This is a genomic window from Wenzhouxiangella sp. XN24, assembly GCF_011064545.1.
In the GTDB taxonomy this organism is placed as follows: Bacteria; Pseudomonadota; Gammaproteobacteria; order Steroidobacterales; family XN24; genus XN24.
The window spans coordinates 95816-117388 of the sequence record NZ_JAAMFG010000035.1; the positions used below are offsets into that span (position 1 = coordinate 95816).

General features: G+C 67.6%; 16 protein-coding genes and 7 tRNA genes. 14 read left to right on the plus strand and 9 right to left on the minus strand.

The window, feature by feature from the left end; all coding sequences use genetic code 11:
• Position 1 precedes the first annotated feature (1 nt).
• The 4 genes from G6032_RS11425 to G6032_RS11440 all read right to left on the minus strand — a co-directional run bounded on the left by G6032_RS11425 (position 2) and on the right by G6032_RS11440 (position 3333).
• Complete coding sequence (locus G6032_RS11425; RefSeq protein ID WP_165282282.1) at positions 2-1378, minus strand: tetratricopeptide repeat protein; 1377 nt, start codon at positions 1376-1378, stop codon at positions 2-4.
• A 113-nt stretch (positions 1379-1491) separates the two neighbouring features.
• Positions 1492-1989, minus strand: a complete 498-nt coding sequence (locus G6032_RS11430; RefSeq protein ID WP_165282283.1) for a hypothetical protein — start codon at positions 1987-1989, stop codon at positions 1492-1494.
• Positions 1986-2720, minus strand: coding sequence for a zf-HC2 domain-containing protein (locus G6032_RS11435; protein WP_165282284.1), 735 nt, complete (start codon positions 2718-2720; stop codon positions 1986-1988). The genes G6032_RS11430 and G6032_RS11435 overlap by 4 nt, the downstream gene beginning before the upstream one ends.
• Position 2721: 1 nt before the next feature.
• Positions 2722-3333, minus strand: coding sequence for an RNA polymerase sigma factor (locus G6032_RS11440; RefSeq protein WP_165282285.1), 612 nt, complete (start codon positions 3331-3333; stop codon positions 2722-2724).
• A 178-nt stretch (positions 3334-3511) separates the two neighbouring features.
• Between G6032_RS11440 and G6032_RS11445 the strand changes: the two genes are divergently transcribed.
• The gene (locus G6032_RS11445; protein WP_165282286.1) at positions 3512-4483 is read left to right on the plus strand and encodes a DUF4382 domain-containing protein; all 972 of its coding nucleotides are present in this window, start codon (positions 3512-3514) and stop codon (positions 4481-4483) included.
• Between the two features lie 88 nt (positions 4484-4571).
• Here the strand turns inward: G6032_RS11445 and folD are convergent, their stop codons facing one another.
• Positions 4572-5426, minus strand: coding sequence for a bifunctional methylenetetrahydrofolate dehydrogenase/methenyltetrahydrofolate cyclohydrolase FolD (gene folD / locus G6032_RS11450; protein WP_165282287.1), 855 nt, complete (start codon positions 5424-5426; stop codon positions 4572-4574).
• A gap of 197 nt (positions 5427-5623) precedes the next feature.
• Between folD and G6032_RS11455 the strand changes: the two genes are divergently transcribed.
• From G6032_RS11455 to lon, 9 genes are all read left to right on the plus strand, one after another.
• Positions 5624-5700: transfer RNA gene (locus tag G6032_RS11455), tRNA-Pro, on the plus strand.
• Positions 5701-6134: 434 nt separating this feature from the next.
• Positions 6135-6197: transfer RNA gene (locus tag G6032_RS11460), tRNA-Ser, on the plus strand.
• Positions 6198-6236: 39 nt separating this feature from the next.
• Positions 6237-6312: transfer RNA gene (locus G6032_RS11465), tRNA-His, on the plus strand.
• Between the two features lie 82 nt (positions 6313-6394).
• Positions 6395-6470: transfer RNA gene (locus G6032_RS11470), tRNA-Lys, on the plus strand.
• Between the two features lie 173 nt (positions 6471-6643).
• A tRNA-Leu gene (locus tag G6032_RS11475) sits at positions 6644-6732 on the plus strand.
• Between the two features lie 86 nt (positions 6733-6818).
• On the plus strand, positions 6819-8123 hold the full coding sequence (tig, locus tag G6032_RS11480) for a trigger factor (RefSeq protein WP_165282288.1): 1305 nt from the start codon (positions 6819-6821) through the stop codon (positions 8121-8123).
• Between the two features lie 81 nt (positions 8124-8204).
• Entirely contained in the window at positions 8205-8825 is a 621-nt protein-coding gene (clpP, locus tag G6032_RS11485; RefSeq protein ID WP_165282289.1) for an ATP-dependent Clp endopeptidase proteolytic subunit ClpP, read from the plus strand.
• Positions 8826-8936: 111 nt separating this feature from the next.
• The gene (gene clpX / locus G6032_RS11490; protein WP_165282290.1) at positions 8937-10241 is read left to right on the plus strand and encodes an ATP-dependent Clp protease ATP-binding subunit ClpX; all 1305 of its coding nucleotides are present in this window, start codon (positions 8937-8939) and stop codon (positions 10239-10241) included.
• Between the two features lie 194 nt (positions 10242-10435).
• Positions 10436-12862 (plus strand): endopeptidase La, encoded by a 2427-nt coding sequence (lon, locus tag G6032_RS11495; protein WP_346763812.1) that lies wholly within the window; start codon positions 10436-10438, stop codon positions 12860-12862.
• A 169-nt stretch (positions 12863-13031) separates the two neighbouring features.
• Here the strand turns inward: lon and cydC are convergent, their stop codons facing one another.
• From cydC to G6032_RS11515, 4 genes are read right to left on the minus strand one after another with little or no spacing between them, the layout of a single operon-like run.
• The gene (gene cydC, locus G6032_RS11500) at positions 13032-14687 is read right to left on the minus strand and encodes a thiol reductant ABC exporter subunit CydC (RefSeq protein WP_165282291.1); all 1656 of its coding nucleotides are present in this window, start codon (positions 14685-14687) and stop codon (positions 13032-13034) included.
• Complete coding sequence (gene cydD / locus G6032_RS11505) at positions 14684-16384, minus strand: thiol reductant ABC exporter subunit CydD (RefSeq protein WP_165282403.1); 1701 nt, start codon at positions 16382-16384, stop codon at positions 14684-14686. Before cydD ends, cydC begins: the two co-directional genes overlap by 4 nt.
• Positions 16374-17381, minus strand: coding sequence for a cytochrome d ubiquinol oxidase subunit II (gene cydB, locus G6032_RS11510; protein WP_165282292.1), 1008 nt, complete (start codon positions 17379-17381; stop codon positions 16374-16376). The genes cydD and cydB overlap by 11 nt, the downstream gene beginning before the upstream one ends.
• Before the next feature lie 2 nt (positions 17382-17383).
• Positions 17384-18787 carry a cytochrome ubiquinol oxidase subunit I gene (locus tag G6032_RS11515; protein ID WP_165282293.1) on the minus strand — a complete coding sequence of 468 codons (1404 nt, stop codon included), beginning with the start codon at positions 18785-18787 and terminating at the stop codon, positions 17384-17386.
• A gap of 341 nt (positions 18788-19128) precedes the next feature.
• Between G6032_RS11515 and G6032_RS11520 the strand changes: the two genes are divergently transcribed.
• The 4 genes from G6032_RS11520 (at position 19129) to G6032_RS11535 (ending at position 21556) form a co-directional block, all read left to right on the plus strand.
• A complete protein-coding gene (locus G6032_RS11520; protein ID WP_165282294.1) occupies positions 19129-19401 on the plus strand; it encodes an HU family DNA-binding protein in 273 nt (90 codons plus the stop codon).
• A gap of 20 nt (positions 19402-19421) precedes the next feature.
• Positions 19422-19497: transfer RNA gene (locus tag G6032_RS11525), tRNA-Val, on the plus strand.
• An 11-nt stretch (positions 19498-19508) separates the two neighbouring features.
• Positions 19509-19585, plus strand: a tRNA-Asp gene (locus G6032_RS11530).
• 84 nt (positions 19586-19669) lie between these two features.
• On the plus strand, positions 19670-21556 hold the full coding sequence (locus G6032_RS11535) for a SurA N-terminal domain-containing protein (protein ID WP_165282295.1): 1887 nt from the start codon (positions 19670-19672) through the stop codon (positions 21554-21556).
• The last annotated feature ends 17 nt before the right edge of the window (positions 21557-21573 follow it).

Sequence of the window (21573 nt, forward strand, 5' to 3'; positions counted from 1 at the left end):
CTCAGAACAGGCCCTGCACGCCGGCCACGACGCGGTGGCGCTGGTAGTCGAAGAACGGGGTCTTGGCATCGTTGCGTGTCCAGTCGTAACGCAACGACCATTCCCAGCGCCCTGCCAGCGGTCCGGCCAGTCCGGCCGCCAGCTCGAGGCGTCGCTCGGTGAGATCGAATACCCGCACCTCCGTGCGGCTGTCGCGCCACCCGGCGCCGAATCCCACGCGCAGCCGATTGTGCAACTCGCGCTCCCACTCGACGTCGAGACGATGCCGGTCGGCTGACAGCGCCGCGCTGTCCCGGTCGTTGAACTCGAGCCGATACTCGAACCACAGGCGCTGCGCACCGACACGGCGGTAGAGCGCGACGGCGGCCTCCTGCCGCCGGCCGCTCAGCCGCTCGAACGGCGCGCTGCCGTCGATGTCCTCGAAGCGATACTGCAGCTGCAGTCGCCAGTCGGTGGCGAAGCGGCGCGTGGCGCCGAGCAGCATGGTGAAGCGTTGCTCGTATTCCTCGCCGTCCAGCCAGTTCAGTCCGGCGCCGGCAGCGATCTCGCCGTCCCAGGCGCCGAGCGCCGCCTGGTACACGAGCTCCGCCTGGGCGCCGGCCTGGTCGAACTCCGACGCGTCGGCGTGGCGCAGCACGAAGCCCGCCGCCTCGAGGCTGAAGGCGCCACCCAGCGGCACGGACAGGCCGAGGCTGGTTTCGGCGAAGGCGCTCGGGGTGTCGCTCGACCCCAGCAGGTCGCCGTCCGCGACGAGCGCGACATTGTCGTCGTAACCCAGCGAGGCGGCGACGAATACCAGCACCGGATCCCGCGCGCGCCGAGCCACGCGCCCCACGGTCGCGGCGGCCGGCGCGAGCCCTTCGAGCTGCAACTCGGCGAGCTCTCGCAGCGTCTCCTCTTCGCTGTGTTCGCGCGCCCGGCGGAACCAGTCCCGCGCGGCCTCGGGATCATCGCGGCGCAGGCTGACGAGGCCGAGATTGTAATAGGCGAGCGCGGCCATCTCCGGGCTGCGTGCCACGACGAGAAAAGCCTCGCGAGCGAGCTCCAGCCGGTCGAGCTCCCACGCCGACACGCCGATGTTGTAATGCACCGCGGCGCCGTCCATGCCGGCGTCGCGTGCCGCGATGAAGAACTCGAGCGCCGTGGCGAAATCGCCTTCGCGAGAGGCCGCCGTGCCGGCGGCGAAGAGGGCGCGCGGATCGCTGCTCGCCCGGGTCTCTGCGGTCCCGGTTTCGGCCATCGCCGAAACCGTCGTCGCCGTCGCGGCCATGCGCCCCGACGTGTCGGTGGCCTCGGGCGGCAAGGGGCGGGCGGCGAGCTCGGGGGTGCCGAGCAGGCAGGCGAGCACCGGCAGCAGGAGATGTCGGGGCGTCTTCAAGTGCGAGACCGACAGGAGCCAGGGAGGGCGTCAGGATAGCAGGAGGAGATGTTGCGCCGAACCGGCGCCCGCCGTGGCCGGCGATGCGCCGCGGCTGCCGCCCTCGCGCTTGCTCATGGCCGGCCGGGTGGCCGAGGGCGATTCGGGGGGTCGGGTCGCTCCGGTCGCAGTTCCTCGGCGCGGGACCGTCCGAAGTCTTCGCGCCGCTCGCGTGCCTGCTCCGCCATGTCCCGGGCGCGTTCCGCCGCCTGCTCGCGCAGCGGCCGACCGCTTCCGCGACCGGGTGCCTCGCCACCGGCCTGGTCGCTTCGGCCGTCTGGCGGTCTGCTGTCCACCTCGCGCAATCGCGGCGGCGGCAGGGACAAACGGCGTGTCACCGCTCCCGCGCCCAGCGCGTCGGGATCCTCGATGATGCGCATCGTGAGGGAGAGTTCGGGGCGATCCGGGCGCTCGGCCGCGGTCTCGCGCGGGGGATCGGGTGGAGGATCGCGTGGAAGGTCGTCGTCGGCCGCCGCCACGGGGCCGCCGAAAAGGAACACGCCGCAGATCGCCGCCAGGGTGAGTGCGGGCAGAACCCGCCTGGAACCCGGGTTCGACGTCATCGCTTTCATGGGGCGTCCACCTGGATGCGCAGCTCGACCTGCTGTGTCATTTCACCATGTTCGACCAGCGCCGTCAGCCGGCCCTGCTCGAGCGAATGGGCAATGATCGGCAGCGGCAGCACGTTGGTGCCCGCATCCAGGTCGGCCTGCCACTGCAGTTCGCGCTGCGCGCCGAAGCCGACCAGGTCGATACCTCCTTGCAGGGTGATGGTCAGCAGGGCGCCCGGCAACGCCGCGTCGGCATCGATGGCGACGCCGATTTCGCGGGGCTCGTAGAGCGTGAGGCGCAAGTCCGCGGCGTCCTGCGGCATGTGCGCGTCGCGGGGCACACCCCACAGCATGACCATCAGCGCGGCCGCGGCGGCGGCGCCCAGCACGCCGCCGAGCCACAGGTCGAGACGGCGCCGCGGGACCTGGCGGGAGCGGCCCCGGAAACCTGTCGTCTTGCTGGAGGCGGATTCCGCGGGGCCGGGCACAGGGCTGTCGCTTGTGGCCACCGTCAGGCGATTGCGGGCCACGGCACTGGCCAGCGCGGCGCCGGCGAATCCCGGCCGCGGGTCGGGCACCGGCATGTCGCGCAATGCCTGGTTAAGGCGTCGGGCGCCGGCGAGCGCCGCGGCGCAGTCACGGCAGCCGGCGAGGTGGGCATGCAAGGGCGCGGCCGCGGCCGGCGACAAGCTGTCGTCGAGCAGGTCATCGAGCCGTTGCAGTGTGGCTTTGCAATCCGCCGGGTAGTTCATTTCATGGCCTCTCGAGCTGTTCACGAATGACCGCGGCAAAAGGTTCCGTCGCCAGGATTTCACGCAACGTGGCGCGGGCCCGATGGAGCCGCGACTTGAGCGTGCCGACGGGCACCTCGAGCAGCGTCGCGAGTTCCTCGAGCCGGTAGCCCTCGACATCGTGCAGTGCGATCACGGCGCGCTGGTCGGGGTTGAGCCGTCCCCATGCCTCGGCCAGCGCATCCCGGGCATGCTCGCGTTCGAGCGCCTCGCCCGGTTGCGGCGCGTGGTCTGCGAAGACCTCGCCGAAATCCTCGCCGCCCGCCGCGCCGGTGGCCGGCGCCTCGTGCATGGGACGCACCGGCGAATTGCGGCTGCGCCGGTGCTGGTCCACGAAAATCCGGTACATGACGCGCAGCGCCCACGGTTCCACCCGTTCCAGCTCGGCCAGCTTCGCCATCTGCGGGTAAAGGCGCACCAGGAGTTCCTGCACGAGGTCTTCCGCCTGGTCACGCGCGGCCGTCCAGCGATAGGCATGCCGGAACAGGGTCGGGATCAGGGGCTCGAGCAGGCGCGTGAATTCCTGCGCCGAATCACCGACAGGGCGGTCGCCCCGGCCGCGGCCGGGTTTCACGGCCGACCGACGCCCGCTCGGCGTCGCGGCCGCCCCGGTGGCGGAGGGAACCGAATCACCGCGCCGTTCGTGTGAGAGGCTGAGAGGATGCGAAATGCTCCTTGGCGTGGTGGCGCCGCGAGATTCGGCGCCGAAATCAAAAACAGGCCTGATCATTATGGCCGAACGGAGAAATTCAATGCGAAGCACTCATACCGCCCTCGGCACGGCCCTGCTGGCTGCCGGGGCCCTGGCCCTGGCCGGCTGCGGCGGCGACACGATCTCTTCCGAAGAAGAATCCGGCGCCTCGGGCGTCGTGACTTTTTCCATGACCGATGCGCCGGTGGACGAAGCGCACGCCGTGGTCATCGCCATGACCGAGTTCGAGCTCAAGCCGGTCGATGGACCGTCGTTCCGCATCCCGGTCAACGAGGCCGGCCGGCAGCTCGACCTGTTGCAGCTGACCAACGGCCAGTCGGCGACCATCATCGAGGACGAAGACATTCCGGCCGGCGAATACGAGTGGCTGCGCATACATTTCGACCAGGCGGCTTCCTACGTGCAGCTCGAGGAAGACGGCGGCCAGTACGGCTTTTTCATGCCGAGCGGCGCGCAGACCGGCTACAAGGTCGTCGGCGGCCTCGAGGTCCCCGTCAACGAGCCGGTCGAATACATCCTCGATTTCGACCTGCGCAGGTCCCTGCTCAAGCACCCCGGCATGAGCCGCGGGCCTTTCGGTGAAGATCGCGCCTTCCTGCTGAAGCCGACGGTCCGCATGATGAATCGCCGCATCACCGGCGGCGTGCGTGGGCTGGTCGCCGAGGAGCTGCTCGCCATGAACAACGTCGAGGCCTGCGGCGCGGACGGCGTGGACGCGGTGTACGCCTTCGAGGGCTTCGATGTCGATCCGCTCGGTGCCGGCGTGGTGCCGCTGGTCAGCGATCTCGTCGAGCCGACGATGGATGCCACGGCCTATGCGTACGTGTTGCGTTTCCTCCTCCCGGGCGAGTACACGCTGGGCTTCACCTGCGTCGCCAATCTCGACGACGGCGTGGTCGAGAACTACCCGGCGGAAGGCCTGGTGTTCAGCGAGACGGCCAACGTGGAGATCGTCGCCGGCGAGGTGAAGTCCTGCGACCTGCCACGGCCCGAGGGTGCCGATCCCTGCTGACACGTTGCAGCGGCGGCCATCCGGCCGGCATGACATGAGGGGTTCGCGCGGTGACGCGCGGACCCCTTTTCAGTCACGGGTTTTCCAGTCAGGGGTCGCGGCGCTCCGCCGCGTCCAGCGTGTTCTTCATCAGCATGGCCACGGTCATGGGACCGACGCCGCCGGGCACGGGGGTGATCCAGCCGGCGCGCTCGGCGGCCGCGTCGAACTCGACATCGCCGCACAGCTGGCCGTCGGGCAGGCGGTTCATGCCGACGTCGATCACCGTCGCGCCGGGGCGGATCCAGGCGCCGCGCACCAGTCCCGGCTTGCCGACCGCGACCACGATGATGTCGGCGCGCGCCACCTCCGCGCCCAGGTCCGCCGTGAAACGGTGGCACACCGTCGTCGTGGCGCCGGCCAGCAACAGCTCCAGTGCCATGGGCCGCCCGACGATGTTCGAAGCGCCCACCACCACGGCGCTCCGGCCGCGCACCGGGATGTCGCTCCGGGCGAGCAATTCCATCACGCCGGCCGGTGTGCAGGGCCTCAGCAGCGGAATGCGCTGCGCGAGGCGGCCGATGTTGTAGGGGTGGAAGCCGTCCACGTCTTTCGCGGGATCGATCGCCTCGATCACGCGGCGCGCATCGAGCTGCTCCGGCAGGGGCAGCTGCACGAGAATCCCGTCGATCGCGGCATCGGCATTGAGCCCGGCCACCAGGGCGTCGAGCGCGTCCTGGTCCGTGTCTTCCGGGAGGTCGTAGGCCACCGAGCGGATGCCGACCTCGTCGCAAGCCTTGCGCTTGTTGCGCACGTAGATCGCCGAAGCCGGGTCCTGCCCGACCATGACCACCGCGAGCCCCGGGGGCCGCCGGCCCGCCGCGACGCGGTTCTCGACGCGGGCCCGCAGGTCTCGCTGGAGGTCGGCGGCCACTTGCCGCCCATCGATCAGTCGTGCCGTCACGCGTCTCGGAACCCGCTGCGAAGGGGGCCGGATTGTCTCACGCAAGCATCGGAGCGAACAAGAAAAACCCGCATTTGCTGCGTTGACGCGTCGGTGGGCCGGGCGTATCATTCGACGCCCTTGCAGGGCGGGCGAGCGAAGATCGGGCGCCGGTCGTGCCGGGGGCAGTCTCGCGTGGCGAGGACCGGGTGACACGCCGGGGCATAGCGCAGTCTGGTAGCGCGTCTGCTTTGGGAGCAGAAGGTCGGGGGTTCGAATCCCTCTGCCCCGACCAGTTTTATTGCGAGGGAGTTTAGACCAGTCAAGTTGATGCGCCCGTAGCTCAACCGGACAGAGCATCGGCCTTTGAGTGAGGAGCCTGCAGCGGGAAACACAACCGTTGCAGTGAACCGCACCGTAACGGGGAAACCTTAACAGGTAATGCTGATGGCAATCCCGTGGAAACCTGCAGGTGATCCCCGTCCCGAGGTGAATCGCGGCTCGATGCAGTCGAGTTCCTCGCATCACGGATAAGGATCACCTGGGCGACCTGAAGGCTCAGTGAATTCGGTTCGAACGTATCGCTGAGGGTAAGGGCAGCCGGGAACGGTCAGTCACGAAACGTAAATTTCGCAGCTGATTACCGCGGGGTTCCGTAGAGACTAGACGTGCGGCGCCTGAGATGGCGAAGGGATAGTCCAGACCACAAACCCGCCAGGTTGCGGGGCCGCGAAAGCGGTAGTTGGTAAGCTAAGCCGAGGGTTGCAGGTTCGAGTCCTGCCGGGCGCGCCATTTCCGGAAAACTGGTTTATGATTACGCGCCTGACAATGGTGGGCGTAGCTCAGTTGGTAGAGCCCTGGATTGTGATTCCAGTCGTCGTGGGTTCGAGTCCCATCGTCCACCCCATTTTCCCGGCGCGCATCAGCGGTTCTTTACAAAGCCGTGACACGCGGCCAAAATTCGCGTCTTGCCTTCGCGGCAAGGCACCGGGCCGCTAGCTCAATTGGCAGAGCAACGGACTCTTAATCCGCAGGTTGAAGGTTCGATTCCTTCGCGGCCCACCAAATCGACCCCCGCGAGACCGCCGCAAGGCGGTCTCGTCATTTGGGGCGCCGGCTGGTGGCGGCGATCAAGCCACCCGGAGCGCCGAAAAACAGGAATACGGAGGCGTTCCTAGGTATACTTTGCGGCTGGTCTGGCGCGGGCAAGGCCGGACTCGGCCTCCCCGGTCCCAAGCGCGAAAGTGGCGGAACTGGTAGACGCGCCGGGTTTAGGTCCCGGTGGGGTTGATCCCCCGTGAGAGTTCGAGTCTCTCCTTTCGCACCAGCCTCCCGAGCCCGGGTGACGGGCAACGACAACATGCGCCGCGAACGCCTGCGGCGGATCGCTTAGCAAAGAGGAACGATGCTGTGATGGTTTCTGTGGAGTCCACCGAGGGCCTCGAACGGCGCATGACGGTCGAAGTGCCGGCCGAGCGCGTCGAGGGAGAGATTGACAAGCGGCTCAAGGACATGAGCCGTCGCGCGAAGATCAAGGGCTTTCGCCCCGGCAAGGCGCCGCTCAAGGTGATTCGCCAGCAGTACGGGCCCCAGATCCGCGAGGACGTCGTTTCCGAGATGCTGCGCAACAGCTGGATCGAGGCGATCTCGGAGAAGAAGCTTCGCCCGGTCGGCAGCCCGCGCATCGAGAGCCACAAGGCGACCCCGGCGGACGGCCTGAGCTTCACCGCGGTGTTCGAGGTGTTTCCCGAGATCGAGCTGCAGGACGTCAATAACATCCAGGTCGAGCAGCCCACGGCGGAGATCAGCAGCGCGGACGTGGACGCGATGGTGGACAAGCTGCGCGGCCAGCGGACCGTGTGGACCGAGGTGGAGCGCGGCGCCGCCGAGGGCGACCGGGTCACCATCGACTTCGCCGGGACGATCGACGGCGAGGCCTTCCGCGGCGGCGCCGGCAACGATATCGGCATCGTGCTGGGCGAGGGGCGCATGCTCAAGGACTTCGAGGCCGGCCTCAAGGGCATCGCCCCGGGCGAGGAGCGGGTCATCGAAGTGGAGTTCCCGGCCGACTACGGCGCCGAGGAACTGGCCGGCAAGCAGGCCGAGTTCAAGGTCACCGCGCGCAAGGTGGAAGAATCCGCCTTGCCCGAGGTGGACGAGGATTTCTGCCGTTCCTTCGGCATCGAGGAAGGCGGTGTCGAGCGGCTGCGCGCCGAGGTCGAGGAGAACATGCGCGAGGAGGCCCGCCTGCGGGTGCGCGACACCCTCAAGCGCCAGGTGCTCGACAAGCTCGTGGCGGCCAACACCTTCGACGTGCCGGCCGCGCTGGTCGAGGAAGAGGTCCGGAGCCTGCAGCAGGACATGGCCCGGCGGATGAACCCCGACGCGGAAGCCGGCAACGCCGAGCTGCCGCCGCGCGAGCCTTTCGAGGCGCCGGCGAAGTTCCGCGTCGCCCTCGGCCTGCTGATCGGTGAGATCGTGCGCAACAACGAGATCCGCGTCGATCCCGCGCGCGTCCAGGACAGATTGCAGTCGATCGGCGAGGGTTACGGCGACGCCGAGGCGGTGATCAAGATCTATCGCAACAACCCGGACCTCATGTCCCAGGTCGAAACCAGCGTGCTGGAGGACCAGGTCGTGGACTGGCTGCTCGAGCGCGTCCAGATCGAGGAAAAACCGGTCCCCTTCGGCGAACTGATGAACCAGGAGAACGGCTGAGGCCGGGCGCGCTTGCGCGCCGTCCCGGGTTCGGATACTTGTAGAGACATCGTCGCCGGCGGGCGGCAGCGGAGTGAAAGAATGACGACCAAGGCGTTGAACCTCGTCCCCATGGTGGTGGAGCAGACCGCGCGTGGCGAACGGGCTTACGATATCTATTCGCGGCTCCTCAAGGAGCGCGTGATCTTCGTGGTGGGCCCGATCGAGGATCACATGGCGAACCTGATCGTCGCGCAGCTGCTGTTCCTCGAGTCCGAGAACCCGGACAAGGACATCCACCTGTACATCAACTCGCCGGGCGGCGTCGTCACCGCCGGCATGTCGATCTACGACACGATGCAGTTCATCAAGCCGGACGTCTCGACCATCTGCGTCGGGCAGGCGGCGAGCATGGGCGCGATCCTCCTGGCGGCCGGCGCCCACGGCAAGCGCTTCTGCCTGCCGCATTCGCGGATCATGATCCACCAGCCGCTGGGCGGCTTCCAGGGCCAGGCCTCGGACATCGACATCCATGCGCGCGAGGTCCTGAAGATCCGCGACCGCCTGAACGAGCTGCTGGCCGCGCACACCGGGCAGGACAAGGAAAAGGTCGCCAAGGACACCGATCGGGACTTTTTCATGGGCGGCGACCAGTGCGTCGAATACGGCCTCGTGGACCGCGTCCTGAGCCGCCGTGGCGAGGCGCTGCCCCTGCAGGGCTGAGTCCCGCACCGCAGCGTGTTTTTTGCAGCCGGTCACGGCGGCGTGATATATAAGCTCTGCCGGAATGCGCCTGTGCGCCCGGTTACCGGTTTGAACCCCCGAGGTTAAGGAATGGCTGACGACCACCGCGGCAAGCACGACGACGGCAAGCTGCTTTATTGCTCCTTTTGCGGCAAGAGCCAGCACGAGGTGCGCAAGCTCATTGCCGGTCCGTCCGTGTTCATCTGCGACGAATGCGTCGAGCTGTGCAACGACATCATCCGGGAAGAGCTCGAGGACAAGAGCGAACCGGGCAAGAGCAAGCTGCCGCGCCCGCAGGAAATCAACGCCGTCCTCGACCAGTACGTCATCGGCCAGGCCGCAGCCAAGAAAGTGCTCGCGGTGGCCGTCTACAACCACTACAAGCGTCTCGAGAGCCGCAACGCCGAGCGCGGCCGCGCCGACGAGGTGGAGCTGGCGAAGAGCAACATCCTGCTGATCGGCCCGACGGGCTGCGGCAAGACGCTGCTCGCCGAGACCCTGGCGCGCCTGCTCAACGTGCCCTTCACCATCGCCGACGCCACGACGCTCACGGAAGCGGGCTATGTCGGCGAGGACGTCGAGAACATCATCCAGAAGCTGCTGCAGAAGTGCGACTACGACGTCGAGCGGGCGCAGACGGGCATCGTGTACATCGACGAGATCGACAAGATTTCCCGCAAGTCGGACAACCCCTCGATCACCCGCGACGTGTCGGGCGAAGGCGTCCAGCAGGCGCTGCTCAAGCTGATCGAGGGCACGGTGGCCTCGGTGCCGCCGCAGGGCGGGCGCAAGCATCCCCAGCAGGAGTTCCTGCAGGTCGATACGCGCAACATCCTGTTCATCGTGGGCGGCGCCTTTGCCGGCCTCGAGAAGATCATCGCCAACCGCTCCGTGAAGAGCGGCATCGGCTTCGTCGCCGAGGTGCAGGGCGTCCTGGACCAGAAGACGGCCGGGCAGCTGTTCCACGACGTCGAGCCCGAGGACCTGATCAAGTTCGGCCTGATCCCCGAGTTCGTCGGCCGGCTGCCCGTGGTGGCGACGCTGGAGGAGCTCGACGAGGACGCCCTGGTGCGGATCCTGGTCGAGCCCAAGAACGCGCTGACCAAGCAGTACCACCGCCTGTTCGAGATGGAAGGCGCCGAGCTGGAATTCCGCGAGGACGCGCTGCGCGCCCTGGCGCGCAAGGCGATGGCGCGCAAGACGGGGGCCCGCGGCCTGCGCACGATTCTCGAGACCGTGCTGCTCGACACCATGTACGAGCTGCCCTCGATGGAGAACGCCTCGAAGGTGGTCGTCGACGAGACCGTCGTCAACGGCGAGACCAAGCCGTACATCGTTTACGAATCCGACGACTCGCGGCTCGACGAAAAACGTCCCGCCGGGTCCGCGTACTAGGGATCCGGGCGGATCTCCCGACAACCGGCCGCCACCTGTTCGTGGCCGCCCGGAGAAACCTTCCGGGGAACCCCTGGCGTCGGGGGGAGTCTGCTTGATAACGACCCGCTGCGCCCCCATATCTCCCACTGGGCCGGGGTCGGCACCTGCCGATCTCGCCCTGTTGCTAATGTTTTCATGAGGATACCCCCAACGTGGCAGAAGACACTTCGAACAGCCCGCAGACTCCCGTGATCCCGGAAACCGGCGCCCCGGTGCTGCCGTTGCGGGACGTGGTGGTCTATCCGCACATGGTCATACCGCTGTTCGTCGGGCGGGACCGCTCGGTCCAGGCGCTGAACCAGGCCATGGAGGGCGGCAAGCAGATCGTGCTCGTGGCCCAGCGCCAGGCCGACGTGGACGAGCCCGGCCCCGGTGATCTCTACGACGTCGGCACCCTGGCCACGGTCCTGCAGTTGCTCAAGCTCCCCGACGGCACCGTGAAGGTGCTCGTGGAGGGCGGCCAGCGCGTGGCGTTGAAGAGCATTCACGAGGGCGAGTATTTCCACGCCGACATCGAGATTCTCGAGGACACGGACGGTCGCGATGACCGCGAGATCGAGATCCTGACGCGCTCCATCGTCACGCAGTTCGAGAACTTCGTGAAGCTCTCCAAGAAGGTGCCGCCCGAGATCCTGACCTCGCTGTCGGGCATCGATCATCCGGGTCGCCTCGCCGATACGGTCGCGGCGCACATGTCGCTGCGTCTTTCCGACAAGCAGCGCGTGCTGGAGGCCGCCAGCCTGCGCGCCCGCCTCGAGCTCGTCATGACGCTCGTCGAGGGCGAGATCGACGTGCTGCAGATCGAGAAGCGCGTGCGCGGACGCGTCAAGCAGCAGATGGAGAAGAGCCAGCGCGAGTATTACCTCAACGAGCAGATGAAGGCGATCCAGAAAGAGCTCGGCGACATGAACGACGAGGCCAACGAGGCCGCCGAGCTCGAGAAGAAGATCGAGGCCGCCGGCATGCCGGCCGAGGCCAAGGAAAAGGCCACCTCCGAGCTGAACAAGCTGAAGATGATGTCGCCCATGTCCGCCGAGGCGACCGTGGTGCGCAATTACATAGACTGGCTGCTGAAGGCGCCGTGGAAGAAGCGCACCCGCGTCCTGAAGGATCTCAGCCGCGCCGAAGGGGTGCTGGAAGAGGATCATTACGGGCTGGAGAAGGTCAAGGAGCGCATCGTCGAGTACCTGGCGGTGCAGCAGCGCGTGAAGAAGCAGAAAGGCCCGATCCTGTGTCTCGTCGGGCCGCCGGGCGTCGGCAAGACCTCGCTGGGCAAGAGCATCGCGCGCGCCACCAACCGCAAGTTCGTGCGCATGAGCCTCGGCGGCGTGCGTGACGAGGCCGAGATTCGCGGCCACCGGCGCACCTACATCGGTTCCATGCCGGGCAAGATCATCCAGAACATGTCGCGCACGGGGGTGCGCAACCCGCTGTTTTTGCTAGACGAAGTGGACAAGATGTCGATGGACTTCCGCGGCGATCCGTCTTCGGCGCTGCTCGAAGTGCTCGACCCGGAGCAGAACTCGAGCTTCAACGACCACTACCTCGAGGTGGACTTCGACCTGTCCGAGACGATGTTCATCTGCACGGCGAACAGCCTGAACATCCCGGCGCCGCTGCTGGACCGCATGGAAGTGATCCGCATCCCCGGCTACACCGAGGACGAGAAGCTCAACATCGCCAAGCGCTACCTGGTGCCGAAGCAGATCAAGAACAGCGGGCTCAAGGAGAGCGAGCTGGCGCTGACCGACGGCGCGCTGCGCGACGCGATCCGCTACTACACGCGGGAAGCGGGCGTGCGCAGCCTGGAGCGCGAGCTGGCGAAGATCTGCCGCAAGGTGGTCAAGGAGATGGTCCTCGACCCCGAGCAGAAGAAAGTCACCGTCAAGCCGGGTTCGCTCGACAAGTATCTCGGCGTGCGGCGTTACCGCTACGGGCGGGCGGAGGAGACCGATCGCGTCGGGCTCGCCACGGGGCTGGCCTGGACCGAGGTGGGCGGCGAACTGCTGACCATCGAGGCGGCGACCCTCCCGGGCAAGGGCAAGCTGATCCACACCGGCACGCTCGGCGACGTGATGAAGGAGTCGATCCAGGCCGCCATGACGGTGGTGCGCAGCCGCTCGCGCGTGCTGGGCATCGATCCCGAGTTCTACGCCAAGCACGACGTGCACATCCATGTGCCCGAGGGCGCGACGCCCAAGGACGGCCCCAGCGCCGGTATCGGCATGTGCACGGCGCTGGTCTCGGCGCTCACGGGCATTCCGGTGCGCTCCGACGTCGCGATGACCGGCGAGATCACGCTGCGCGGCGAAGTGCTGCCGATCGGCGGACTGAAGGAGAAGCTCCTCGCCGCCCATCGCGGGGGGATCGGCATCGTGCTGATCCCGGAGGAGAACGAGAAGGACCTCGTCGAGATCCCGAAGAACATCAAGGGCAAGCTCGATATCCGCCCGGTGAAGTGGATCGACCAGGTGCTGGAGGTGGCGCTGACGCACCTGCCGACCGCCAGTCCCGAAGTGCCGGAGGAGCCGCCGGCCGGGGATGCCAAGCCGGAAGGCAAGGGCGTGCACGCGCACTGAAACGTGGCCATTGATTGAACGGCTGGCGGGGTGCCACGCGCATCCGCGTTCGGAACCCCGCCAGCCATCCCGCCAGATCATCCGCCATATTTCGCTTTCAATCAGGCTAATAGTCTGTTCTAGAGAGAAATATGGCCCGTAAAAAACCCGCCAATAATCCCGCCTGCGACTAATTGACGCCGCCTACCCGGACGATGCGGTCGTAGGGCGGCAGCAGCTCCGGGTCGTGGGTGATCATGATCACCGTGCGCCCCGCGAGCCAGCGGTCGAGGGTCGCCGCGATCGCGCGAGCCGTGCCCGCATCCAGGCCGGTGGTCGGCTCGTCCAGGATCACGATCGGGCAATCGCTCAGCACGAGCCGGGCGAGCGCGATGCGCCGGGCTTCGCCGCCCGAGATGTTGCTGGCCGCCTCGTCGATCCAGGTCTCGGGGCCGTCTTCGAGTCCTGCCGCGAATTCCCCGAGGCCCGCGGTCTCCAGCGCCTCGAACAGCTCGGCATCGCTCGCCCCGGGCGCCGCGAGGCGGAGATTCGCGGCCAGCGTGTCGTGAAACAGCACGGGGCGCTGCGCCAGCAGGCCGATGTGCCGGCGCAGCAGGTCCTGGTCCAGCTGCCGCAGGTCCACGCCGTCGAGACAGACGCTGCCGCTATCCGGGTCGAGCTGGCGCATCATCAGCATCGCGAGGGTGCTCTTGCCGGCGCCACTCGGGCCGACCAGCGCGAGCCGCTCGCCCGGCGCGATCTCCAGGTCGAAGCCGTCGAGCACCGGCGGCAGGTCGTCGCGGTAACGGAAGCTCACGCTGCGCAGCTCGAGCCGCTGGCCGGCCGGCGCCAGCCCGGGATCGGCCGGTGCCAGCAGCGGCTCGCGCTCCATGGTGTCGCCGAGCCGTCCGGCGGCCCCGCGGCACTGTTCCAGCCGTCGCCAGGCGCCGGGCAGTGGCTGCCAGGCTTCGCCGAGGGCGAGCACGCCGAGTGCCAGCAGGCCGAGCACCGGCCCCGTGATGTTGCCCTCTTGCAGCAGGCCGATGCCGAGCACGAGGGCGAGCCACACGGCACCGAGGCCGGTCAGCGTCACCAGCGCCTGGGCGATCGCGTCGAGTTTCTGCAGCCGTTCCTGCAGGCCGATCACCTGGCTTGAACGATCCTCCAGCTCGCGCCGTTCGCGGTCACCGAGATCGAAGGCCACCACGTCCTGCAGCGCCTCGAGGTTGTCGCTGGCGTGACGGCGCAATCCTGGCAGCGCCGCCACCAGCGCGCGGCTGGCGCCGCGGCCGCGCCGCCGCGTGAGCTCAGCCACCAGCGGGTTGACCACGAGCATGAGTCCGAGCGCGGCCACGGCCAGCCACGGATCCACCAGCAGGCCGGTCAGCAAGCCGGCCAGCACAGTGAGCAGGAATGCCGAGACCCCCGGCCCGATCACGCCGAGGAACAGGTGGTCCAGCGTGTCCACGTCCGCCGTGAGACGATTCAGCGTGTCGCCGCGCTGCAGGCCGCGCAGCTGCCCCTCGTCCAGGGTGAGCAGCCGGTCGAAGAGCCGCAGGCGCAGGTCGGCGAGCAGGCGGAAGGTCGCCTCGTGGGTGACAAGGCGCTCGAGGTAGCGCGACACCGTGCGGCTGATGGCCGCGAACTGGATGCCCGCGCCCGGACTGAACACGTCGAGCGCGGCGATCAGGCCGAGCCCGGTGAGCGCGCTGGCCGTGAGGAACCAGCCGGACAGCGACAGCAGGATCACCCCTGAGACCAGGCTGAGGAAAATCAGCAGCACGCCGCCGACCAGCCACCAGCGCCGGTGGCCGAGCAGCGGACCGAGGCCGAGGCGGTCTCTCATCGCTCGATCTCCCGCAATGCCCCGTCGGCCAGCAGCAATGCCCGGTCGGCCCAGCGCAAGGCGAGCGCGCTGTGGCTGGCGCAGATCACCGTCATCGGTCCGGCCGCGAGCGCGCGGTCCAGGTCGGCCCAGAACTGTTGCTCGGTGTCCGCATCGAGGCTGGCCGTCGGCTCGTCGAGCAACAGCAGCGGCCGAGGCGCCAGCAATACTCGCGCGAGGGCGATGCGCCGCGCCTGCCCGCCCGAGACGCCGAGCCCGTCCTGCCCGAGAAGGGTGTCGAGTCCGGCCGGGAGCGTGGCGAGAAAGCGCTCCAGCCCGGCGAGGGCGACGGCGCGTCGCAGCGCCGCGTCGTCGGCGGGATGCCCGAGCAGGATGTTGTCGCGAATGCTGGCGGCGTAGAGGAACGGCTGTTGTCCGAGATAGGCGCGGACCCGGCTGAGCTGGGTGCGGGTCAGGGCGGCCAGGGGCGTCTTGCCGAGCAGGATCTCGCCGGCATCGGGCTGGACGAACCCACCGACGATCGACAGCAGCGTGGATTTGCCGCTGCCGCTGGCGCCGGCGATGACGAGTTTCTGCCCCGCCGGGACGTCGAGGTCGAGGCCGGTGAACAGCGCGGGCCGGCCGGGCAGGGCGATGTGCACCTCCCGGATGTGCACCGGGCAGGCCTGCGTCGGGATCGCTTCCGCCGGGCGCGCCGGTTCCGGGCGCGCCACCGGCGCGGCGAGGACTTCGCGGATGCCTTCCGCCGCCGCGAGCGCGCCGGCCCGGTCGTGCCAGTGCTGGGCCAGGGTGCGCAGCGGGTTATAGAACTCGGGCGCCAGGAGCAGGATGAACAGGCCGGAGAAAAGGGTCAGCGTCTCGGCCGGGCCCAGCGTGATGAAGCCGAGCAGCCCCATGCCGATGTAGATCGCCAGGGTGGCGATGGCGATCGCGCTGAAATACTCCAGCACCGCGGAGGAGAGGAACGCGACCCGGAGGACGCGCATGGTGCGTGCGCGGAAGTCCTCGGCGAACGCGGCGATCCGCGCGGATTCGCGCTGCTCGGCGCCGAAGCGGCGGATGGTGTCGAGGCCGCGCAGGCGATCGAAGAACAGGCCGCTCAGGCGGCCCAGCGCCTGTTGCTGGGCGCGCACCACCTGCTGGGCGCCCATGCCGATCAGGATCATGAACGCGGGGATCAGCGGCGCGCTGAGCAGGAGCAAGGCGCCGGCCAGCCAGTTGGCCCAGAACACCGCCACGAGGATGGCCACCGGCACCACGGTCACCGTCGCCATCTGCGGCATGAAGCGGGCGTAGTGGGGATCGAGGCTTTCCACCTGTTCGATCAGCACGGTGGTCAGCGATCCCGTGCCGAGCCGGCCTTTCAGCAGCGGTCCCGCGTCGAGCATGCGCACGAACAGTTCGCTGCGCAGCTGCTGGCGGACTTCGCCCGAGGCGCGCGCTGTCAGCACGCCGCGCACCCCGCCCACCAGCGAGCGCAAGGCGAACACCGCCAGGAGGCCGATCAGGGGGAGCTGCAGCGCGGCCAGTTCGCGCGCATCGACGACCGCGGCGGCGATGATCCAGGCCAGCAACCCGGCCTGGGCGAGGACGCAGAAGGCCTCGGCCGTCGCGAGGCCGAAAGAAGCGGGCGCCAGCCAGGCCGGCGCCCGCGATTTCAGCCAGCGGTTATGCCCTGACCGTGTTTCAGTGGCCAGCGTATCCCGCCCCGCGCTTCACCTTGCCGCGGAACACCCAGTAGGTCCAGGCGGTGTAGCCGAGGACGATGGGGATCAGGAACATGAAGCCGATGAGCAGGAACAGCTGGCTGCCCGGGTCGGAGGCCGCATCCCAGAAGGTGTAGTTCGGCGGCACCGCCAGCGGCCACATCGAAATCAGGATGCCCAGGTAGAACATCGAGAACAGCGTCATCGAGCCGAGGAACGGCGCGGTCTCGGCCCGCTTCCTGAGTTGCACGAACACCCATGCGGCGAACGCGATGGTCAGCGCCGGGAAAATCCACAGCCAGTTGACGTGGTCGAACCAGCGGGTCATGACGCGCTCGTTGGTCAACGGCGTCCAGATGCTGACCAGCACGAAGAAGCCCAGCACGATGACGAGCAGGCGCGGGGCCAGCTTGAAGGCCCAGTCCTGCGTCTTGCCCTCGGTCTTCATGATCGTCCAGGTCACGCCGAGCAGCGCATAGCCGGCCACCACGCCGAGTCCCGTCATCAGCGTGAACGGCGTCAGCCAGTCGAAGGCGCCGCCGACGTAGCGGCCATCGACGACGTTGAAGCCCTGCACGTAGGAGCCGATGACGGCGCCCTGCGCGAAGGACGCGACGGTCGAGCCGCCGAAGAAGGCGTAATCCCACCAGTGCTTCTGCGTCGTGGCCTTGAAGCGGAACTCGAACGCGATGCCGCGGAAGATCAGCCCGGCGAGCAGCAGGAAAACCCCGATGTAGAGAGCCGGCAGGAACACCGAGTAGATCATCGGGAAGGCGGCCAGCAGGCCGGCGCCGCCGAGGATCAGCCAGGTCTCGTTGCCGTCCCACACGGGGGCGACCGAGTTCATCATCTCGTCGCGGGATTCTTCGCTCGGTGCGAAGGGGAAGAGGATTCCGACGCCGAGGTCGAAGCCGTCCATGAGCACGTACATGAACACGCCGAAGCCGATCAGCAGCACCCAGATGAGTGTCAGGTCAATCAGTTCCATGTTCAGCTCCTTGCCGGTTCGGGCGAATCATCCAGGGGCGTGGAGACTGCCGACCAGGGGCGCTTGGGCCGGCCTTCCTCGGAATCTTTCTCTTCGGGCGTCGGCCCGGCGATGATGACCTTGCGCAGGTAGAAGACACCGGCGGCGAACACGATCGCGTAGACCGCGATGTAGCCGATCAGCGTGACCAGGGCCATCCAGCCCGTCAGGGACGGGGTGAGGCCTTCGCCGACCGTCATCATGCCCTGGATGATCCAGGGCTGGCGGCCCACTTCGGTAACGAACCAGCCTGCGAGCACCGCCACGAAGGGCAGCGGGATCATGTAGCTGAGGATCTTGAGCAGGCCGCGCGACTCGTAAAGCGTGCCGCGGAACAGCTTCCATGCGCCCGCGAGCGCGACGGCGATCATCAGCATGCCGATCGCCACCATGATGCGGAAACTCCAGAACACGATGCCCACCGGCGGGCGCTCCTCGCGGGGCACCGAGGTCAGGCCCACGACCTCGCCGTCCCATTCATGCGTGAGGATCAGGCTGGCGAGCTTCGGGATGCCGATCTCCAGGTGATTGGTCTCGTTCTCGGCGTCGGGAATGGCGAACAGGAACAGCGGCACGCCGGTGCTCGTTTCCCAGTGGCCTTCCATCGCCGCGACCTTGATGGGCTGCTCTTCGAGCGTGTTGAGCCCGTGCATGTCGCCGGTCAACAGCTGCAACGGCGTCGCGACCGCCAGCATGATGATGCACATCTTGAGGGCTTTCTGCGCCATCGCCTCGTGCCGGCCGCGCAACAGGTACCACGCGCTCACGCCGGCGACCACGAAGCCGCCCGTGATGAAGGACGCGAGGGCGAAGTGGACGAAGCGATAGGGGAAGGAGGAATTGAAGATCGCCTGGGTCCAGGAGGTCATCTGGATCATTCCGTCGACCATCTCCACGCCCGCCGGGGTCTGCATCCAGCTGTTGGCGGCCAGGATCCAGAACGACGAGATGAAGGTGCCGACGGCGACCATGCAGGCGGCGAACAGGTGCATGCCGTGCGGCACCTTCTCGCGCCCGAACAGCAGCACCCCGAGGAACGTCGCCTCGAGGAAGAACGCCGTGACCACCTCGTAGGCCAGGATCGGGCCGATGAAGTTGGAAGCCGAATAGGAGAAGTTGCTCCAGTTGGTGCCGAACTGGAAGGCCATCACGATGCCCGACACGACGCCCATGCCGAACACGACGGCGAAAATCTTGATCCAGAACTTGGAGAGTTCCAGGTAGACGGGGTTTTCGGTCTTGAAGTAAAGGCCTTCGAGCACCGCGATGTAGGCGGCGAGGCCGATGCTGAATACCGGGAAGATCGCGTGGAATGAGACGACAAACGCGAACTGGATGCGTGAAATCAACAGTGGATCGAGTTCCATCGGCACGGCTCCCTGTGAATGCTGGGCGATATGATACATCGTATCGCGCTGATATGGCGCCGGTTTCGCCATGGCGGGCACGATGTGCTTCAAGACAGCATTCGTCGCAGGAGACCGGGCCGTTTCCGATTGACCTTGCGAGGTGCGCTTGTTATAAATCGCAGTCTTTCACGGCGCTCGATCGAATGGCCCGCCGCATCGGCGGGCCAATCAGTTTAGGGACGAGGAAAAAGGCGCCACCCGGATCCGCAGTGCGACAAGGCAGCGAGATTCCGGCGGGGGGAGAAACGGGGACCGCCATGCGGTTCGTGGTCACACATACAGAATTTGAAGGTAACCTGATGAACAAGGGCGAATTGATCGAGGCCGTGGCGACCGCCGCCGACCTCACCAAGGCTGATGCAACGAAGGCCGTGGAAGCGTTTGTAGACACCGTGACCAAGGCACTGAAGAAGGGCGACCAGGTCGCGATCGTCGGTTTCGGCAGCTTCTCGGTGAAATCCCGCGCAGCCCGCCAGGGCCGCAACCCGAAGACGGGCGATCCCATCAACATCCCCGCGAGTCGCGTCCCCGGTTTCAAGGCTGGCAAAGCCCTGAAGGACGCAGTAAACTAGCGCGCCCTCCCGGGGAGCGCGGGTGCTTAGCTCAGCTGGGAGAGCGTCGCCTTTACACGGCGAAGGTCGAAGGTTCGATCCCTTCAGCACCCACCAGGTTGAGTTCAGGAGCGGTAGTTCAGTTGGTTAGAATACCGGCCTGTCACGCCGGGGGTCGCGGGTTCGAGTCCCGTCCGCTCCGCCAATGAACGAAAGGGCGCCCGCGTGGCGCCCTTTCATTTTCCGGGTCCGGCCGCCGCCGGATCCGACCGGATAGCCGAGACAGTTCATGCTGCAGAAAATCAGAGAGAAGATCACCGGCTGGGTCGCCTGGACGATCGTCATCACCATCGGCCTCGTGTTCGCCGTCTGGGGTATCGACCTGAGTTTCACTCCCCGTCCCGTCGCCGCCAAGGTCGAGGGCGTGGAAGTGCCGGTCGAACCGGTGCGTCGTGCCTACCAGGAGCAGGTGAGCCGTTTTCAGCAGGCGTTCCGCGGCGATGTGCCCGAGGAGATCGCCGGCGAGATCCGCCGCGGCGTGATCGAGCAGTTCGTCAGCCGCACGCTGCTCCAGCAGCGGGTGGAAGCCCAGGGTTATCGCATCGGCGACGGTGCGCTCATGGACTACATCCAGGGCATCGAGTTTTTCCAGGTGGACGGCCAGTTCAGCATGGACGCCTATCGCGCCGCGCTGGCCGGCGCCGGCTACACCGCGCCGATGTTCGAGGCCGAGCAGCGCAGTCTGCTGCAGGTGCAGCAGTTGCAGGATGCCGTCGTGCTGTCTTCTTTCGTCACCAGCGATGAAATCGAGCAGCGCGTGGCGTTGCAGCGCCAGTTGCGCGAGGTCGAATGGGTCGCCTTGCCGCTGGAGCGCTTCCTCGAGGAAGTCGAGGTCACCGACGCCGAGGTCGAAGCCCGCTACGCGGAAAGCAGCGAGCGCTGGATGACGCCGGAGACCGTGGACCTTTCCTATATCGAGGTGAAACTCGACGAGCTCGCCGCGGACATCGCGGTTTCCGACGAGCGGTTACGCGAATTCTACGAGACCGAACGGGCGCGCGAGCCGGAGCGCTACAGCGGCCGCGAGCGCCGCAAGGCGGCGCACATCCTGCTGGGCCCGGGTGACGACGCCGAAGCGCGGCTCGAGGCCCTGCGGGAGCGGCTGGCGGCCGGCGAGGACTTCGCCACGCTGGCGGCCGAAGTGTCGGAGGATCCCGGCTCGGCGCGCGCCGGCGGCGATCTCGGCTGGGTCGAGCGCGGCATGATGGTGCCGGCCTTCGAGGAGGCGCTGTTCGCCCTCGAGGAGGGGACGATCAGCGCGCCGGTGCGCACCGAGTTCGGCTGGCACCTGATCCGTGTCGACGAGATCGAAAAACTCGGCGGCACCACGTTCGAGGAGGCGCGCGAGGAGTTGCTGGCCAACTTCCGGCGTCGCCAGGCGGAAGACCGCTTTTACGACGACGCGGAAGAGCTCGCCCGTATCGCCTTCGAGAATCCCGGCAGCCTGGTGCCGGCGGCGACCGAGCTCGGTTACGAGATCCGCACCGTGGAGGGCGTGAGCCGCGCGGGCGGGCCGGGGATCGCCGCGAGTCCGGAAGTCATCGCCGCGGCCTGGAGCGAGGCGGTGCGCACGGAAGGCGAGAACAGCGAGCTGCTCGAGCTCGCCGACGGGCATGCCGTGGTCCTGCGGGTCGCCGATACGCATCCTGCCGAGCTGCGCCCGCTGCAGGACGTCGCGGAGCAGATCAAGGCCGAATTGCAGCGCGAGAAGGCGGCTGCTGAGGCGCGCGAAACGGGTGAGCAGGCCCGCGCCCGCCTGGCGGCCGGCGAGCCCGTCGCCGACGTGGCGGAGTCGCTGTCGGCCGATTTCGTCGCGGGGATCACCGTGGTGCGCGACGACGCGACCGTCCCGCCGGCTGTCGCCCGCGCTGCGTTCGAAGCGCCCGCGCCGTCCGGCGACGGCGCCGCCGTGGTGGCCACGGAGGGGGCCAATGGCTACTTCGTCGTGAAGGTATTGTCGGTGACCCCGGGCGGGATCGACCTGCTGCGACCGGAGGAGCTCCAGGAGTTGCGCAACCAGGCGCGGGGCGCGCGCGCTTCGCAGGAGCTGCAGTCCTATCTCGAGGACATGCGCGAGAACGCGGACGTCACGATCTTCGAGAGCGCCCTGGAGTAGTCCGGTCGCGCCGCGCG

Excerpts from the sequence above, each read along its gene's own strand:
- G6032_RS11430 (WP_165282283.1), bottom strand. The coding sequence starts at position 1,989 with ATGAAAGCGATGACGTCGAACCCGGGTTCCAGGCGGGTTCTGCCCGCA.
- G6032_RS11435 (WP_165282284.1), bottom strand. The coding sequence starts at position 2,720 with ATGAACTACCCGGCGGATTGCAAAGCCACACTGCAACGGCTCGATGAC.
- G6032_RS11445 (WP_165282286.1), top strand. The coding sequence starts at position 3,512 with ATGCGAAGCACTCATACCGCCCTCGGCACGGCCCTGCTGGCTGCCGGG.
- tig (WP_165282288.1), top strand. The coding sequence starts at position 6,819 with ATGGTTTCTGTGGAGTCCACCGAGGGCCTCGAACGGCGCATGACGGTC.
- clpP (WP_165282289.1), top strand. The coding sequence starts at position 8,205 with ATGACGACCAAGGCGTTGAACCTCGTCCCCATGGTGGTGGAGCAGACC.
- clpX (WP_165282290.1), top strand. The coding sequence starts at position 8,937 with ATGGCTGACGACCACCGCGGCAAGCACGACGACGGCAAGCTGCTTTAT.
- cydC (WP_165282291.1), bottom strand. The coding sequence starts at position 14,687 with ATGAGAGACCGCCTCGGCCTCGGTCCGCTGCTCGGCCACCGGCGCTGG.
- cydB (WP_165282292.1), bottom strand. The coding sequence starts at position 17,381 with ATGGAACTGATTGACCTGACACTCATCTGGGTGCTGCTGATCGGCTTC.
- G6032_RS11515 (WP_165282293.1), bottom strand. The coding sequence starts at position 18,787 with ATGGAACTCGATCCACTGTTGATTTCACGCATCCAGTTCGCGTTTGTC.
- G6032_RS11520 (WP_165282294.1), top strand. The coding sequence starts at position 19,129 with ATGAACAAGGGCGAATTGATCGAGGCCGTGGCGACCGCCGCCGACCTC.
- G6032_RS11535 (WP_165282295.1), top strand. The coding sequence starts at position 19,670 with ATGCTGCAGAAAATCAGAGAGAAGATCACCGGCTGGGTCGCCTGGACG.